Origin of the sequence: Bacillus sp. 1780r2a1 (assembly GCA_024134725.1) — a bacterium.
In the GTDB taxonomy this organism is placed as follows: Bacteria; Bacillota; Bacilli; order Bacillales; family Bacillaceae_H; genus Priestia; species Priestia aryabhattai_A.
In genome coordinates this window covers 2,628,793-2,644,781 of the sequence record CP099863.1, presented here as the reverse complement: position 1 = coordinate 2,644,781, position 15,989 = coordinate 2,628,793, and the positions used below count along the sequence as shown (strand labels likewise).

The window sequence follows — 15,989 nt, the reverse complement described above, 5'->3', positions numbered from 1 at the left end:
GAAGTCACTCCTTGCTGCGTAAAAACATTTTTACGACCTATACTGTAAGATATGATGAATTGAACTTCGACATCTTATCACAGGATAAAAAAACTCGCTACTATTTTTTTTGAGATAAATAATCTACAGTTTCTTGCTTTCCTAAAGCGGCGTGTCCTTGTTTTTTGTTATAGTTTAATATCACTTTAATTTCATGAACCTCACAATCATCGCTTAGTGCGTGAAGGCCTGATAAAAAAGGGATAAGGTGGTTTAGCATATCGAATTCTGAGGCTGCATTTTGAAGGTAATCAATGGGGGGGACGTAACCAATTTTCTGATAAAATGCTAGGACATTAATTCGTTCATGAAACGTTTGAACCACTTCTTCCTGTGACATATCTGGATAAGATAAGGAAAATACGTTGCGAACGGGAGTCTTAAGCCATTTTGTTAAGCATGTTTGCGGATTATTCACAACTGCTTTAGCACCTTTTAAATAGCCGGCTAATATGAGGGACATAAAGCCTCCTCCTGATGAACCGTAACAGGTGACCTTTAGGAGAGGTATGTGTAATTTTTCTAAGATTTCTTTTAGCAACACGGAGATTTCCTGAAGGTAAAACCGTTCTTTCGTTCCTTGCCCCCATCCTAAAGAGAGAGGACCTAAATATAAAGTAGGGTCGTTGTAGTAAATAACCGATGCATCAAATAGATCCATCCATGAATGACGCTGAAAATAAGGAGGGCCTTGCGGGTGTTCTTGCTTAGCGCCTGCACCAGAGCCTAATAGAATCATGTTTGAAGAGCTTTCTTTTAGCTTGATTAAAAATTCATATAATACGCCGTCCCACTCAATTGCAAGGACATACGGCTTGTTATTCAACAAATCAACATCATATAACTGATGCTTTTTGATTTCAATACGTTTGTAGTTTTCAATCAATTGTTTAACACCACTTTCTATATAATAAAAAGCATTCATTCCATAATATGCAGGAGCAAAAAAAGTGCTTGTACGTTTGATGTATACTCTGTACAAATCGAGTCATATTAAGAAACAATGGAAAGGAAGTGATCGTTGTGCGAGATGTATATCAAACGTTTCAAGAGTTATCTCAGTGTGAGCGAGCTGGAATTGACTATGAAATTGAGTGCATCATTCGTAAGAAAGATATTGTTGTATTGGCAATTCACGGCGGTACAATGGAAGAGGGTACACTTGAAATAGCAAGGGAATTAGCGCAGGAAGTCAAAGGGACGTTCTATGCGTTTAAATGCTTGAAAGAAGAAGATCCTTTTGAATTGCATGTAACATCTACTCATTACGATGAAGAGCTGGCAAGATCATTAGTCAATCAGTCAGATATAACTATTTCATTTCACGGTGCACGTGGTACGAAACGAGAGATTTATATAGGAGGACGAGATGAATCTCTTGCGTCTCGCGTAGAAGAATTCTTAACACCACAGTTTATTGTCAGTGAACCTCCTGCTCATTTAAGAGGAGTTTCGCCAGATAATATTGCAAATGATAATACCCGCCATCAGGGACTTCAGTTAGAATTGACTGTGCCTCAGTATGATGAACTATTAACTAACGTAGAGAAAAAGCACTCTTTTCTTGAATCACTAGTCAAAGCAATTAAAGAAAGCGAATAGCATGTATACAGCGCCGAAAAAATAGGCGCTGTATTTTTATTGCAAGATAGTCAAAAAGCACATTTTCCATATGGAAGATATGCTAAAATATAGAAAAAAGTGTTGTGCCTTTAATGTTTGGTTTATAAAGTGAGGAGATTAGATGAAAATCAAAACAGAAGGAATATCAGAAGTTGTTCTTGAAGTACAGTCAATGGAACGAGCCGTGCAGTTTTGGTCTAATCAGCTTGGTTTTCCAATCGTGGAACAATGGGGATATGATAACGGACAGTTTGTCGAGGAATTAAATGAAGTTTGGGCAACATGGCTCTACGTTGGAGGCCCAACAAGGCTAGGACTCTGGCTTCCTCGTATGTTTTCAAAAGCTGATCAGAAGATGAAGCAGCGAAGTGTTTCGAGCTGGCAAAATCTTTATGATGAAGGTGGTATTCACGTTCATTTGGCTCTACACGTGCAGAAGCAACATTTTGAGGGTGCGCTTACGGTTTTGAAACAGGAGCGTATCGAGATGAAGGTAATGAAAGAAGCAAATGAAACAAGAGTGTATTTTAAAGATACGGAATCAAATATTATTGAATTCTATACAAAATCAATGGCCAAAGATTACGCAAAAAAAGTGGCAGAGAACTAGTTAAATAGGGAGGGTTAATAATGAATGAACTCAATGGCTATTTGCTTGCAATGGAACATGTAAATCATTATACAAATCATGTCTGTACGTTTGTATTTGATCAAATTCCCCGCTTAGAAACCATTGAGCAGTCGATAAAGGAATACTTTCAAGAAGAATATGTGGACCATGCACTTTGTTTAGAGTATGAGCCGAGGTTAACGGATGCACTATACGGCTGGTTTTTTGCAAGAGAAGATGAATGTAAAGAGCGTTATCGTATTGCACTTCCAGAAAGAGATAATCGAGTTGAGGGGTTTTTACAACTTTTATTTAAATTAATAGACGAAGCAAATGTAAACGTGTATGAAATTGAAGGAAATGATTACTGGCATGCACACGGTCAATATTTTGTATTTGATGCAAAAGATGTACTGTATGTGCTTGAGCTTGGGGCTGATAGCTAGAAAGGCAGGACAAACATGTATCAGCTATCAGTTGAAAACAAAAGAAGCGGATGCAAATGCATGGGGATTGATTGACTAGGTGAAAAGTATAAGAAAGAGAGAAGATGTTTATCGACTGCTAGATATTCTTGTTGAAGAAACAGGATATGTTCCAAAAGTATGATTGGACTTGGTACGTCTCATTATCGGTATGAACTATGTCATGAGAGAGAGATGTTTCTGTTTGGGTTTGCTCCTCATAAAGCGAAGTTTAGTCTTTATTTTGCAACTGGAGATCAGCAAGGAGCCTTTCTTTTGAAACAGCGTGGAAAGAACAAAGCTGGAAAAAAATGTGTCTATACCAATACGCTTTATGACCTTAATGATTACGTACTTAGACACCTGATCCATCAATCTGTATCATTTTTACAAACGCGATCTCTGATTTCGTAAGTCTTAAATAAATGAAGAGCAATGATGTAAGAGCATCCATTGTTTAAAAAGAACCTTGATAGAAAACAAAAAAGTAAGTTTTTGTCGAAAAATTTATTTTAATAATTTAAATTTTCTGAATATGTAGTATACTTACCTATATGATAGGTAGATAGCTACAGCAAAGAAAGGAAAGAAGCATCTATGAAAAAAAGGAAAAAACAGTTAAATCATGAAATCGTTGCAGAAGAAGTGAAAAGATATATTAAAGTCAATGCTCTCAAGAAAGGGGAGTCATTACCATCTATTGCTGATCTCGCAACAGAGTTTAGTGTGAGCCGAACGAGTATTCGTGAAGGTCTACGTGTGCTGGAAGCATTACATGTCGTTGAAATAGTAAATGGAAAAGGTGTATTAGTTAAAGACGTGGAGGGCCATCGTATTCAAACTCGTATAACCATAAAGGATAAAAAGCAATTTTTATTAGACCTTTGTGATGTTCGCCGAGGATTAGAAGGGAGAGCGGCGGAGCTCGCAGCAGAACTAGCAACAGAGGCTCAGCTTCAAAAAATGAGCAAGCATTTAGCAGTTTTTGAAAAGTTACGCACTTTGAATGAAGATACAGCAGAAGCTGATTTGCTTTTTCACCGAACGCTATATGAGGCTTCTCATAATCTAATTCTCTGCCAAATCATTAACTCTGTGTATGACTCTTTTTATGAATCTTGGCATTTTCCTTTTGATTTAGCGACAATCTTTGAAGATACCTATCACCTACATGAAGAATTATTTTGTGCAGTAAAAGAAAAAAAGCCTAAAGAAGCACGAGAGAAAGTAAATCAATTGATAGATGTCGTCGAATCGGCAATTAGACAGCTCTTGTAAATACATAGCGTACGCCATCGAAATACGAGGAGTGGGGTATAGTATGAAGGAAACAGGTGTTGAGCGGAAAACAGCAAACAGAGCATTAATTGCAAGTTTAATTGGAAGTTCAATTGAATGGTATGACTACTTTTTATATGGGACAGTTGCAGCGCTCGTATTTAGCAAGCTGTATTTTCCATCCGATGATCCAACTGTAGGGCTCATGCTAGCCTACGCATCGTTTGCTATTCCATTTTTTATTCGGCCGCTTGGAGGGGTAATCTTTAGTCATATTGGTGATAAGATTGGACGGAAGAAAACACTTGTCATGACGCTGTCATTAATGGGGATTGCAACCATTTTAATTGGTTTGTTGCCTACATACGAAACAATTGGAATTTGGGCTCCAATCCTTTTAATTTTTCTTCGATTAGTGCAAGGCCTTGGTATTGGCGGAGAGTGGGGCGGAGCGTTGCTATTAGCAGTTGAATACGCACCCGAAAACAAAAAAGGCTTTTTTGGCAGTATTCCTCAAATGGGTGTGACAATTGGAATGTTGTTAGGAACGTTATCGATTTCACTGATGACACTTTTACCAGATGAAGCTTTCCTAGCATGGGGCTGGCGTGTTCCATTTATATTAAGCGCTGTACTGGTCTTTCTAGGTCTTTGGATTCGAAATGGTTTAGATGAAACCCCAGCATTTAAACAAGCGAAAGAAACAGGAAACATTGCAAAAGTTCCAATTGTAGATACATTTAAGTATCACTGGCGCTCTGTATTAATTGCTGTAGGAGCTAAATTTGTTGAGACTGCTCCATTTTACATTTTTTCAACATTTATCATTTCCTATGCAACGGGTATTTTATCTTTTGAACAAAGCGCAGCTTTAAATGCTGTAACCATAGCAACACTTGTTACGACAATTTTAATTCCTATTATGGGAAGATGGTCTGATTCGATTGGCCGTAAGCCGCTATACATTGCTGGAACAGTTGCCATGATTTTGTATGCATTTCCATATTTTTATTTACTTTCACAGGGGTCCGTCTTGCTGTTAACAGTTGCAACCATTATCGGATTAGGGTTGATTTGGAGTCCTATTACTGCGGTTCTTGGGACAATGTTCTCTGAAATCTTTTCAACAAATGTTCGATACACGGGGGTAACGGTTGGTTATCAGTTAGGCGCAGCCTTAGCAGGAGGAACAGCTCCCCTTGTGGCTACAGCTTTACTAAGCGCTTACAACAACTCGTTTGTTCCGGTGGCTCTGTATATTATTGTGACGGCTATCATTTCACTTGTGACGGTTTTATTTGTAAAAGAAAAAAAGAATAAAGTAGTGGAAGACAAACAAAATATTGATTTTACACAATCATAAGGGAGAGATTTCGTTGTTGCTTTTAAATGAAAAAATGATTCGAGAGCTTTATACGATGAAAGATTGTATAAGAGATGTAGAACAGGGGTTTCGATATGGAACAGAAGGGAAAGCGAAAGCACCTGTAAGATTATCATTAGCTCATGAAAAGAAGCAAGCAGAGACGCTTTATATGCCTTCTTATGTTGAGCCTGTTGATTACACAGCTGTTAAAGTTGTGAGCATTTTTCCTGAAAACGCAAATGAAGGAAAAAAAGTATTACAAGGAATGATTCTATTAACCAATGCGCTAACTGGAGAGCATGTGGCCCTCCTCGACGCGAGCTATTTAACAGTTTTGCGGACAGGCGCATCAAGTGGTGTTGCAACGAAGTATCTCGCACGAAATAATGCTAAAGTCTGCGCTGTTTTAGGATGTGGTACCCAATCTATCGGTCAAGTTCAAGCAATGATGGAAGTGAGAAGTTTAGAACAAATTTTGCTATATAACCGTACAGTGAAAAAAGCATATGCGCTAAAAGACGAAATAAAAGCACTGTATCCTACATGGAGTGGTGATATTACAGTTGTAAATGACGCAGATCAAGCTGTTCAAGGAGCGGATATTGTTATTTGTAGTTCAAAGTCCTCGACGCCTTTGTTTAATGGCAGCTTACTTCGACCAGGTACTCATGTAAATGCAATTGGCTCATATCAGCCACATATGCAGGAAGTTGATGTTGAGACACTTTTAAAAAGCGATAAAGTGGTTGTAGATACGTATGAAGGAGCTATGCATGAAGCTGGAGATTTACTTGTTCCTATAGATCAAGGGCTGTGGGAGGCTACAGCTATTTACGGAGAGTTAGGAGAAATTGTATGTGAACGTAAAGGAGGACGCACAGCTGAGGAAGAGATTACATTTTATGAATCAGTTGGCATTGCTTATTTAGATACGATGGTGGCAAAAAGCGTATATGAAAAAGCTGTTGAGTTAGGAATAGGGACAACATTTGAGTTTTAAATGGAAAAATATGAAACTTTTTAAAAACCATTTCGTATTACTTAATACGAAATGGTTTTTATTTTAATAAAGGAGATGATAGAAATGAAAGAGGCAGGATGTATAAAATGTGGTGGACAGAGCGTTGGGCAAAAGGAAGTTGCAATGACAGGAACAGGGCTCTCAAAGCTTCTAGACGTTCAGCATAACCGATTTGTTGTTATCTATTGTAAGTCATGTGGTTACTCAGAGTTTTATAATAAAGAAGCGTCTAAAGCATCTAATATCCTCGATTTGTTCTTTGGTTAATTTAGAAGAAATACGACTGTTTAGCCACTTTTCATCATATGGATAAGTTATAGGCATATGATGAGGAGGGGAAACTGTGAGTGATTCGTTTTATTCGCCGTTCATAAACGAAGAGGGAAGAAAGCTAACGATTGCTGAAATTTGTTTCTCTGATGTAGAAGTGATGGTTGCCAAACAGCTAGAAGAAGGATATCAGCTTGAATTTAAGCGGGAAATTAGTTCTACTGTGAAGAGAAAGATTCCAAACATTATTGCATCGTTTGCTAATGAAATGGGTGGGTGGCTAATCTTTGGAGTTGATGAAGATGATTACTCAATCAATTTACTTGAAAGAAAAGAGTATGAACTCTTTATCCATAATATGCTGAAGGATGTAACGAATCCAATTCCTCGTATCTTCACTCGGTTTCTATCGCCTGAACATACTACAGAGTACGGTGTCTTTATCATTTGGATTCCAGAAGGCTTATACCCCCCATATATGTCATACGGGAAAATTTATCGACGTATCGGGAGTGGAACGTCTCCTATCTCAGAAATTGATGATCGCTATCACCTGGACCGGCTATATCAAAAATCAAAAGATCGAATGATGCGCTTAGAAGCATTTTGTACAAAGGAATTATCCATTTATAATCGAAAGGGGCTTACCCACGGCGAAGGCTATGTTTACTATGGAATGTGTAATATGTACGTTATTCCAATTTATGACCTGTACTTACTGGAACACATGGATGAAGATAAATTAAAACAGTACATTTTATCAAAATCAAATGAACCTAAAGCTTATCCAATGTATGAAGAAGTTGAGATGAACGTTCATTTACCGTTTGTTAAAGCATCGCATTCAGCTGAATCTATTATTTTTCGAAACACCGATGTGATTGACTCGTACGATGAAACCGTTGCTTGGGAACAGTTTGTCAATGGAGCGGCTAAGTTTCATATTCCAATTCCATACGTGGAAGAACTTGATGAAGTAAAGTCTGTCTTGCAAGAGTGTGTTCCAAGCTACAGGAACGCCTCTATCTTTGATCAGTTTCAATACGTTGATGGTCATCAATTTTTAACATTATTACTCAGCTGTCTGGGTGAGTATATTGAATGTATGACGCAGCTTAATGCTGAATTAGAGGATATGATTGTTGTGATTGACCTTGAAAATGTGCGGAATGATGTTTTGTATTTTAATCATGAAGTATATAAAGATTTTCTCAGAGAAGAAGGTCTAGTGTTTTCTGACAAAAAACATTATCGATTTAATAAATCTTTTCGCGCTATGAAGCTGAAAGAAAAAAACGGTGAGTCTTTATTTCAATACGTTGACTATATTATTAATGCATTTGGCCTTTCAAAAAACAAAGCTCTTCATTTTCTTATGCAATCTTTTTATCAATCTAAGTAAAAAAATGACAATTTTTTAACAGATGAAAACATTTACACATTTTTTGGAAAAGGTATGGTACCATCTAATAGAGTGAGGAGGATAAGGGGGATTCCTCACGCTCGCTTGAATGAACCTTTTAGACAAAAGGGCGATCACAAAAGGTTTCTATCAGACTTTGTGAGACATAGGGGAGAGAATGAAACATGAAAAAGGTTGGGTCCATTCTGTTAATCGTGTTAGCGCTAGCAGGATTGGGAGGGGTGTGTGCTGCTTACTATCACTTTGAGCAGCAAAAAGAAGCAGTAGATAAGTTTGTTGTGGATAAAACATACATAGTAGAAATAGGGAAAAGTCGAATATAAAGTAATTGTAATACGAAAATCTTTTAGTAAATAAATGAAAAAAAAGCAACAAAAATCCTAACATCTGTTAGGATTTTTGTGTTTGAACGGCTTTTTTAATTTGTTTAATTGTCTCCACATGCATTCCTTCATGATAGAAGCTGAATAAAAATGTGCTGCCAACATGATCAAACGAAATGCCAGCTTTATTAGTAAATGGTTTGGCTAGTTTCATATCAAAATGAGCGGGTATGAATTCTTTAATACGCTCAGTTTGAACCGTCAGTTCTTCTTGTAATTGAGTTAAGGTAGGAGGTTCTTCTTCCCATTGAGAAGGCCTTGTTCCGGCCGCGAATAATTGCTCATATGAGGCAGGTAACTGATTCTTCTGTCCAGCAAGTTCAAAAACCAGTTTTTCTTGAATATATGCAATGTGTCCTAAGTTCCACACAATGTTGTTTGAAAAGCCATTGGGAGTTAGTAAACCTTCTTCTTCAGTTACGGTTGATAAAACGTTTAGAGTAATACTTCGAACGGTTTCTAAGTGATGTAATAACAATGAATTCATAAATAATTCCTCCTTTAGACTTGTTTCTTCTCTAGTAATATCTTTTAATTATAACAGGGAAACCGTCAATTACGGTGTAATTTGTTTAACGAAAATAGTAGAAAGAAGGGGCGATAGCATGTCTAGTTTACGTTTTGAAAAAATATTGCAAGTGTCAAAGAGTCATATTGAGTTGTTAAAGGAAGCTGATCCATCAGAAGAAGTCATTGCAGGATATATTGAACGAGGAACGTGTATTGCGGGAATAGCAAATGGCGAGCTGGTAGGTCTCATTGTGCTACTTCCTACAAGGCCTAACACGGTTGAAATCGTTAATATTGTTGTAAAGAAAAATGTGCGAAATCAAGGATATGGCAAGCTATTGGTGGAAGAAGCGTTAAAGCTTTCAAAGCACTACGGATATAAAAGCGTAGAAATTGCAACAGGTAATTCAAGTATTGAACAGCTAGCGTTGTACCAAAAATGTGGATTTCGTATTACAGGAATTGAAATTGATCACTTTGTTCATAACTATGAAGAAGAAATCTATGAAAATGGTATTCAATGTCGTGATATGATTCGCTTACGACAAATATTGAGTTAGCGGTACATATTTTTAGAAAATGGGCGTTTAGACAAGCAAAAGGATGATGTGTGCATACACTGAGATAGAAAGGATGGTGTATGTTATGTGTTTTTACGGCGGTTATTGTGGAGGATACGGCTATAATAAAGGCGGCAGTGGGTTTGCCTTAATCTTGGTTCTGTTTATTCTTCTTGTGATTGTAGGATGCGTTTGCTGGAATTAATAAAGAAAAGAAGCATACAAAAGGAAACTTTTGTATGCTTTTTTTGTATGAATTAAAACTAATCTAAAAATTTTCATAAAATAAAATTAAAAAAATATTGACACTATATACAAACTACCTGTAGAATAGCCATCATAACAAAGTGAATAAAAAAGCAACTCTTATCGAGAGTGGTGGAGGGACTGGCCCTATGAAACCCGGCAACCTAACAGCAATCGTGCTGTAACGGTGCTAAATCCTGCGGTGTATTTTTATACACTGAAAGATAAGAGAAGTGGATTGTTTAAAATCGCTTCTCTTTATCTGTAAGAGGCGTTTTTTTTATGGGAAAAAGAAAAGGGAGCGATTGGCATAATGAAAAAAACAGCAAAAGTACTAGGAGTAACATTGGCATCAGCATTACTGATTGTAACGGCTGCGTGCGGAAAAGAAGAAGCAAAAACTTTAAGCACAGAAAAAATTACAATTGGCGTAACTGGTGGTCCTCATCAACAAATTAACGAAGAAGTGAAAAAGCTAGCAGAAAAAGATGGGCTCGACATTACTATTAAAACGTTTAACGATTATAATACACCGAATACAGCACTTGATGAGCGCGATTTAGATTTAAATAACTACCAAACACTACCGTTTTTAGAACAGCAGGTAAAAGATAAGGGTTATAAAATTGAAGATGCATTTAAAACAGTAGCGTTTCCAATGGGTATTTATGCCGAAGGAATTAAAGATATAAAGGAGCTAAAAAAAGGTGACAAAATCGCTGTACCTAATGATCCAAGTAATGAATATCGCGCGTTAAAACTCTTTGAAGCAGCTGGAGTTATTAAGCTAAAAGAAGGCGTTGAAGAAAAAGCTACGAAGAAAGACGTTGCTGAAAATAAACTGGGTCTTGAGATTGTTGAGCTAGAAGCTTCACAAATTCCATCTCAATTAGGTGAAGTAGCAGCTGCTGCAATCAATACAAACTTTGCCATGGGAGCAGGACTAACAATTAATGAGGATGCTATTTTCCATGAAGAAATTGAAAACAACCCATATCCAAACTACGTTGTTGTGCGCACGGAAAATAAAGATGATGAAGTTGTAAAACAGTTAGAAGAATATTTCCATTCAGATGAAATTCGTCAATTTATTGAAGAAGAGTTTAACGGATCAGTTGTCCCAGCATTTTAAGGAGTGGTGAATGTGATTGAATTAAAGCAGACTTCCAAAACATATGAAGTCAACGGCAAGAAAGTGGAGGCTGTGAAAGATGTATCCTTAACCATTGAAAAAGGAGAAGTATTTGGGGTAATTGGATATAGCGGTGCGGGCAAAAGTACGCTAATTCGCTGCGTCAATTTGTTAGAGCAGCCAACGTCTGGAGACGTGTTAATTAATGGCATTAGTTTACCTTCCCTTTCGAAGCAGGACTTGCAAAAAACACGTCGGAAAATTGGTATGATTTTTCAAGGGTATAACTTGTTAAAAACAGCAACGGTATATGAAAATATTGCAATTCCACTAAAGTTAGAAGGAATCGATAAACAAACCATTCAAAGGCGTGCAGATAAGTATTTAGAAATTGTTGGGCTGTCAGATAAAATCAACCATTATCCATCTCAGCTATCAGGTGGTCAAAAGCAGCGTGTCGCCATCGCAAGAGCTTTAGCACACGAACCGGAAATCTTATTAAGCGATGAGGCAACAAGTGCCTTAGATCCAGAAACAACGGAAGCTATCTTGGAGTTACTATTAAAAATTAATCGAGAACTAGGCTTAACAATTTTTCTAATTACGCACGAATTAAACGTTGTTCAGCGTATTTGTGACCGTGTTGCAGTGATGGAAAATGGGAGAGTTGTAGAAGAAGGAAGAGTAGTGGATGTGTTTACTCATCCACACCATCCAACAACTCAGCGTTTTATTGGATCAGAGTCTGCATTTAATCTACCAGAGGCTTTAAAAACCGAGTATCGTAAAACTGGTAAGCTGGTATCACTGTATTTTAAAGGAAGTGAAAAGTCCAACGAGCCGGCACTGGCAATGGTCTCACGCAAATTTGATGTGTTACCAAGTATTTTAGCTGGTGGAATTGAACAATTAAAAAATGAAACGCTAGGAAAGCTGCTTGTTCATTTAAGAGGAGATAAAGTAGCTTACGAAGAAGCCATTGAATATTTAGAGAGCGAAGGCGTTATTGTAGAGGAGTGGAAGTAAGGTGGCTGAATTTTTTGTAGAGTGGAGCGACGTTATTTGGGAAGGATTCCTTCAAACGTTAACAATGACAAGCATCTCATTAGTTATTGCCATCTTAATTGGTTTACCGCTTGGTATTTTACTTGTTGTAACTAGACAGGGAGGGCAATCAGAAAACAGATGGTTATATCAAGCTCTTAACTGGATTATTAATATTATTCGTTCAATACCTTTTATTATCCTTTTATTTTTTATTCTACCATTTACTAAACTTATTGCTGGAACAACAATCGGTGTACAAGGCGTAATTGTTCCCCTTGTAGTGTATACGGCACCTTATATTGCGAGATTAATGGAGTCTGCGCTGTTAGAAGTTGATAAAGGAATAGTAGAAGCGTATCAGTCAATGGGAATTTCAACACCAAAAATTATTTGGTATGTAGTCGTAAGAGAAGCACGTTCTGGTATTATTTTAGGACTAACAATTGCAACCATTGGTCTTATTGGTGCTACGGCAATGGCTGGTCTTGTTGGGGCTGGTGGACTTGGAGATATTGCTTTCCAATACGGACACTTGCGCTTCGAACCAACGGTCATGTATACCACTATTCTCGTATTAATTATCATGGTGCAGGTAATTCAATCATTTGGTAGTCACCTAGCTAAGCGATTGAAAAGAGAGGGATAAGAGAAAGGAGAAGAGCTCATGGGAAGGAAAGTTGGAATTATTGGATGTGGAAATGTTGGCTCAGCGACAGCTTTTTCATTAGTTAATCAGCAAGCAATAGAAGAATTGGTGCTTGTGGATTGTTTAAAGGAAAAAGCGGAAGGTGACGCGCTTGATTTACAGGATGCAACTGTCACTGCGTCTGGGTTTACAAACGTATATGCAGGTGGATTGGTCGATATTAAAGATGCAGATGTAATTATTATAAGCGTTGCCGGTCCGAGACCTCAAAAAGGTGAAACGAGGCTTGATGAATTAAAAGCAACTGCACCTATTATTATTGAAGTAGTTACAACTCTAAAAGAGCTTGGTTTCTCAGGCTGTTACGTTGTAGCCACAAATCCATGTGATGTTATTACATACCATGTATGGAGTTTGTCTGGACTGCCAAGAGAGCGTGTAATTGGAACAGGAACCTTGTTAGATAGTTCGCGTCTTCGGCGAGTTGTTGCAAATGAACTCAAGGTAAAGCCACATGACGTTCATGCGTATATGCTTGGCGAACATGGCGATTCGCAGTTTGCACTATGGTCACATTCAACAATTTTTGGACAAAAACTAGAAGATTACTACCAACATGAGCAGTCTACTTTAGATAAAGAAAAAATTGAAAAAGGAGTGATCAAACTAGGTTTTGAAATCTATTGGCTAAAAGGAAATACGGAATTTGGTATTGGAAACGCGATTGCACAGCTAACCAAAGCCATTATCAGTAACGAACGAGCTGTTTTTCCAGTTTCTACGATATTGCAGGGAGAGTATGGCTTACATGACGTAGCTATTAGTATTCCATCTGTTATTGGAACCGGAGGAATTGAGAAACGAATTCCTCTTCATTTATCACTAGAAGAACATCGTAAGCTGGAATATTCAGCAACCATTATTCAAACAGCAATTTCTGCAATCTATTCTGAAAAAATAGAGCAATAAAAAAGCACGCTTTTCTAAAAAGCGTGCTTTTTAACGATGGATTATCGTAAGTACATGGCTTATACTAAATAAAATAAAGTTTTCGCTTGCTCAGTCTTTTTAAAAATTTCTATAGTTGTAATAAGCAAAAAAGCAAAAGCAACGCTCGAGGCTAAAAGGGAAATACGTAAAAATAAACGCTTCCTTTTGAATAACCGATAAATAAGAAAAAGTATAATTCCCATTAACACCATACAAGCAATACCAAGTTGGATAGAGAGTTTTGCTAACTCATCAATGGTTTCTTTAAATAAGAGTAGGCCTTCATTGTTAAGCTTTGTTTCAGAAATGTTTGTTTTTTCTTCATGGTTTAATACCCCAATATCCCACTTTTGAGAAGGTGCATCATTATATACTGTGTAATAAAACGGCCCGAGCTTTTGTTCATCAACGTGATGGTTACTTGCTGAGACATGTGAAGCAATAGGCAAGGTGAGTAAAAAAATAAGCAGTGAGATCCATCTTTTCATAGTTAAAATCCTCTTTCTCTATCACAATCTTCTTTTATTATAAAGGAGATTTTTTTTTGTATCTATCATCCCTCGGTCCTATTTAGATTTCTATATATAAGGCGAAAGGGGGAATGAAGAATGGCAGAAAAAATCCAGGAAAAAAGCCAGCTTCGTATGACATTTCACAACGGGGATAAGGAGGATGGAACGATGATTTTAAAATCCAAATTATACTCAAATATCGCACTAGCTTCTTCACCTGATGCGTTGCTAACAGCTAGTAAAGCTATTGCGAGTCTACAGCTACTGCCACTTGTTGAAGTGGCAGAAGTCGTAACATATACGCTTGTAAATGAATGATAGAGGGGGAGCTAAATGAAAACATTAACGATGCAATTTTTGAATTTAGAACAAAAAACAGTGGGTATTTCAATTGAGCAACCAAAAGAAGGACTTGAAGCTACTGACATTGGCGCAGTAATGGATCAGATTCTAGCAAGCAATGTTTTCACATCAAATGGTGGAACGCTTACATCAAAAAAAGGCGCACAGATTATTGAGCGAAACATAACGGAATTTGAAATCTAAAGATGCTTTGCCTTGACCAAAAACCACCTCCACACTACAATGAGTAGTGTGAGGTGGTTTTTTTATGAAGATTCAACAGTTTAAGTTTAAGGAAAGTGGCTTGAATCGTTTTTTTGGACCTCTAGAAGCAAAGGTAATGGAATGTATATGGCGTGGAAAACAAATGACTATTAAAGATGTTCAAATTGCCCTTGAAAAAGATAAGGTAGTCAATTTCAATACGGTTATGACCGTTATGAATCGTCTTGTAGAAAAAGGGCTATTGGACAAGCGCGTAAAAGGAAGAGTTTCCGTTTATCAACCTGTGCTGTCACAGCAGGAATTTTTAGAAGGGCAATCTAAGGAATTAACGTCTGAATTAATTGATGAATTTGGACTTTTGGCCGTGAGTCATATGCTAGATGCAGTAGAAGAAGCAGATGAAGAGCTGCTTTTGCTTTTGGAACAAAAAATTAAAACGTTAAAAGCGAGCGAGGAAATATGAATAAAAAGCAATCTCTTATTCTTTTTTACGCATCCATACTAGTAGCCATTAGTTTGCTTGTACAAATGACAGTTTATCTCATAAATCCAGATCACCATTTAAATGTGTTTACTCTATGCTATCACGCTGTAGAGCATATCGGTTGGAAGTGGGCACAGTATGTTTTATATGGGTTTGTGGTTTACACTCTTTTGCTGGTTTTCTGGAAGCTAACTAAACAGCTTTGGCTTTTGTCCCAATTTCATTATCAAATCAAAGTCAGTAAAGTATCAAGCTTAACTTGTTACATAGACAAGCATGAAAATATTTATCAAGGGGTTATTGTAGTCAAATCCCCCCGTCCGTTTGCTTTAACTAAAGGATTTCTGAAGCCTCAAATTGTTGTTTCAACGAACTTAGTTAACCTGTTAAATGAAAAGGAACTTGAAGCAGTGTTATATCATGAGGGGTTTCATGCGCGCAATAAAGATCCACTGAAAATTTTTCTTTTATCATTGTGCGCGTCCACACTGTGGTATCTCCCTGTGCTTAGGTGGAGCAATGAACGTTACAAATTAATAAGTGAACTATTAGCTGATCGTGCTGCAATTAATTCACTAGATTCACCACTTCCAATTGGAAGTGCGCTTTTAAAGCTGATTAAGTACCAAAGGGAGCAAGCTTCTTGTACATATGCACCCTTTGCGGAAACAGCAGTAAATTATCGCATAAAGTGCTTAGTAAATCCAAGGATGACTATCACCTGGAACATTCCAACATTCACGATGGTAAAGTCAGTGACAGTGTTTGTACTGCTTTGGTCAGTATTTGCTTATTAATGCATGAATAAAATATATTGA

The 15,989-nt window shown here is 37.3% G+C and carries 22 protein-coding genes, 1 pseudogene and 1 riboswitch; of the genes and pseudogenes, 20 read left to right on the top strand and 3 right to left on the bottom strand.

What is annotated here, in order from left to right; translation table 11 throughout:
- Window positions 1-100 precede the first annotated feature (100 nt).
- Window positions 101-925 carry a glycosyl transferase family 2 gene (locus tag NIZ91_13300; GenBank protein ID USY53730.1) on the bottom strand — a complete coding sequence of 275 codons (825 nt, stop codon included), beginning with the start codon at window positions 923-925 and terminating at the stop codon, window positions 101-103.
- Between the two features lie 137 nt (window positions 926-1,062).
- Here NIZ91_13300 and NIZ91_13295 point away from each other — a divergent pair, with 137 nt between their 5' ends.
- The 10 genes and pseudogenes from NIZ91_13295 to NIZ91_13250 all read left to right on the top strand — a co-directional run bounded on the left by NIZ91_13295 (window position 1,063) and on the right by NIZ91_13250 (window position 8,417).
- The gene (locus NIZ91_13295; GenBank protein ID USY53729.1) at window positions 1,063-1,641 is read left to right on the top strand and encodes a poly-gamma-glutamate hydrolase family protein; all 579 of its coding nucleotides are present in this window, start codon (window positions 1,063-1,065) and stop codon (window positions 1,639-1,641) included.
- A 142-nt stretch (window positions 1,642-1,783) separates the two neighbouring features.
- A complete protein-coding gene (locus NIZ91_13290; protein ID USY53728.1) occupies window positions 1,784-2,272 on the top strand; it encodes a VOC family protein in 489 nt (162 codons plus the stop codon).
- A 20-nt stretch (window positions 2,273-2,292) separates the two neighbouring features.
- Window positions 2,293-2,718, top strand: a complete 426-nt coding sequence (locus NIZ91_13285) for a hypothetical protein (protein USY53727.1) — start codon at window positions 2,293-2,295, stop codon at window positions 2,716-2,718.
- Between the two features lie 79 nt (window positions 2,719-2,797).
- Window positions 2,798-3,150, top strand: a pseudogene (locus tag NIZ91_13280) (DUF1801 domain-containing protein).
- Between the two features lie 183 nt (window positions 3,151-3,333).
- Window positions 3,334-4,014, top strand: a complete 681-nt coding sequence (locus tag NIZ91_13275) for an FCD domain-containing protein (GenBank protein USY53726.1) — start codon at window positions 3,334-3,336, stop codon at window positions 4,012-4,014.
- Between the two features lie 43 nt (window positions 4,015-4,057).
- Window positions 4,058-5,377 (top strand): MHS family MFS transporter, encoded by a 1,320-nt coding sequence (locus tag NIZ91_13270; GenBank protein ID USY53725.1) that lies wholly within the window; start codon window positions 4,058-4,060, stop codon window positions 5,375-5,377.
- Between the two features lie 13 nt (window positions 5,378-5,390).
- Entirely contained in the window at window positions 5,391-6,380 is a 990-nt protein-coding gene (locus tag NIZ91_13265) for an ornithine cyclodeaminase family protein (GenBank protein USY53724.1), read from the top strand.
- Between the two features lie 84 nt (window positions 6,381-6,464).
- Entirely contained in the window at window positions 6,465-6,668 is a 204-nt protein-coding gene (locus tag NIZ91_13260; protein USY53723.1) for a zinc ribbon domain-containing protein, read from the top strand.
- A 76-nt stretch (window positions 6,669-6,744) separates the two neighbouring features.
- On the top strand, window positions 6,745-8,073 hold the full coding sequence (locus tag NIZ91_13255; GenBank protein ID USY53722.1) for an ATP-binding protein: 1,329 nt from the start codon (window positions 6,745-6,747) through the stop codon (window positions 8,071-8,073).
- Window positions 8,074-8,258: 185 nt separating this feature from the next.
- Window positions 8,259-8,417 carry a hypothetical protein gene (locus NIZ91_13250; GenBank protein USY53721.1) on the top strand — a complete coding sequence of 53 codons (159 nt, stop codon included), beginning with the start codon at window positions 8,259-8,261 and terminating at the stop codon, window positions 8,415-8,417.
- Between the two features lie 67 nt (window positions 8,418-8,484).
- Here NIZ91_13250 and NIZ91_13245 read toward each other — a convergent pair whose 3' ends face one another.
- Entirely contained in the window at window positions 8,485-8,964 is a 480-nt protein-coding gene (locus NIZ91_13245) for a DinB family protein (GenBank protein ID USY53720.1), read from the bottom strand.
- Between the two features lie 118 nt (window positions 8,965-9,082).
- Here NIZ91_13245 and NIZ91_13240 point away from each other — a divergent pair, with 118 nt between their 5' ends.
- The 6 genes from NIZ91_13240 to NIZ91_13215 all read left to right on the top strand — a co-directional run bounded on the left by NIZ91_13240 (window position 9,083) and on the right by NIZ91_13215 (window position 13,587).
- Entirely contained in the window at window positions 9,083-9,547 is a 465-nt protein-coding gene (locus NIZ91_13240) for a GNAT family N-acetyltransferase (protein ID USY53719.1), read from the top strand.
- Window positions 9,548-9,632: 85 nt separating this feature from the next.
- Entirely contained in the window at window positions 9,633-9,752 is a 120-nt protein-coding gene (locus NIZ91_13235; GenBank protein USY53718.1) for a YjcZ family sporulation protein, read from the top strand.
- Between the two features lie 158 nt (window positions 9,753-9,910).
- Window positions 9,911-10,024, top strand: a riboswitch (SAM riboswitch).
- An 82-nt stretch (window positions 10,025-10,106) separates the two neighbouring features.
- Window positions 10,107-10,925, top strand: coding sequence for a MetQ/NlpA family ABC transporter substrate-binding protein (locus tag NIZ91_13230; protein USY53717.1), 819 nt, complete (start codon window positions 10,107-10,109; stop codon window positions 10,923-10,925).
- Window positions 10,926-10,937: 12 nt separating this feature from the next.
- Complete coding sequence (locus NIZ91_13225) at window positions 10,938-11,951, top strand: ATP-binding cassette domain-containing protein (protein ID USY53716.1); 1,014 nt, start codon at window positions 10,938-10,940, stop codon at window positions 11,949-11,951.
- Between the two features lies 1 nt (window position 11,952).
- Window positions 11,953-12,618 (top strand): ABC transporter permease, encoded by a 666-nt coding sequence (locus NIZ91_13220; protein USY53715.1) that lies wholly within the window; start codon window positions 11,953-11,955, stop codon window positions 12,616-12,618.
- Between the two features lie 18 nt (window positions 12,619-12,636).
- Window positions 12,637-13,587: an L-lactate dehydrogenase gene (locus NIZ91_13215; protein USY53714.1), complete on the top strand. Its 951-nt coding sequence runs from the start codon at window positions 12,637-12,639 to the stop codon at window positions 13,585-13,587.
- A gap of 59 nt (window positions 13,588-13,646) precedes the next feature.
- Here the strand turns inward: NIZ91_13215 and NIZ91_13210 are convergent, their stop codons facing one another.
- The gene (locus NIZ91_13210; protein USY53713.1) at window positions 13,647-14,096 is read right to left on the bottom strand and encodes a hypothetical protein; all 450 of its coding nucleotides are present in this window, start codon (window positions 14,094-14,096) and stop codon (window positions 13,647-13,649) included.
- A gap of 120 nt (window positions 14,097-14,216) precedes the next feature.
- Here NIZ91_13210 and NIZ91_13205 point away from each other — a divergent pair, with 120 nt between their 5' ends.
- From NIZ91_13205 to NIZ91_13190, 4 genes are all read left to right on the top strand, one after another.
- Complete coding sequence (locus NIZ91_13205; GenBank protein USY53712.1) at window positions 14,217-14,438, top strand: DUF1659 domain-containing protein; 222 nt, start codon at window positions 14,217-14,219, stop codon at window positions 14,436-14,438.
- A gap of 15 nt (window positions 14,439-14,453) precedes the next feature.
- Complete coding sequence (locus NIZ91_13200) at window positions 14,454-14,666, top strand: DUF2922 domain-containing protein (GenBank protein ID USY53711.1); 213 nt, start codon at window positions 14,454-14,456, stop codon at window positions 14,664-14,666.
- Between the two features lie 64 nt (window positions 14,667-14,730).
- Window positions 14,731-15,150: a BlaI/MecI/CopY family transcriptional regulator gene (locus tag NIZ91_13195; GenBank protein USY53710.1), complete on the top strand. Its 420-nt coding sequence runs from the start codon at window positions 14,731-14,733 to the stop codon at window positions 15,148-15,150.
- Window positions 15,147-15,968, top strand: coding sequence for a M56 family metallopeptidase (locus tag NIZ91_13190; protein USY53709.1), 822 nt, complete (start codon window positions 15,147-15,149; stop codon window positions 15,966-15,968). The genes NIZ91_13195 and NIZ91_13190 overlap by 4 nt, the downstream gene beginning before the upstream one ends.
- Window positions 15,969-15,989 lie beyond the last annotated feature (21 nt).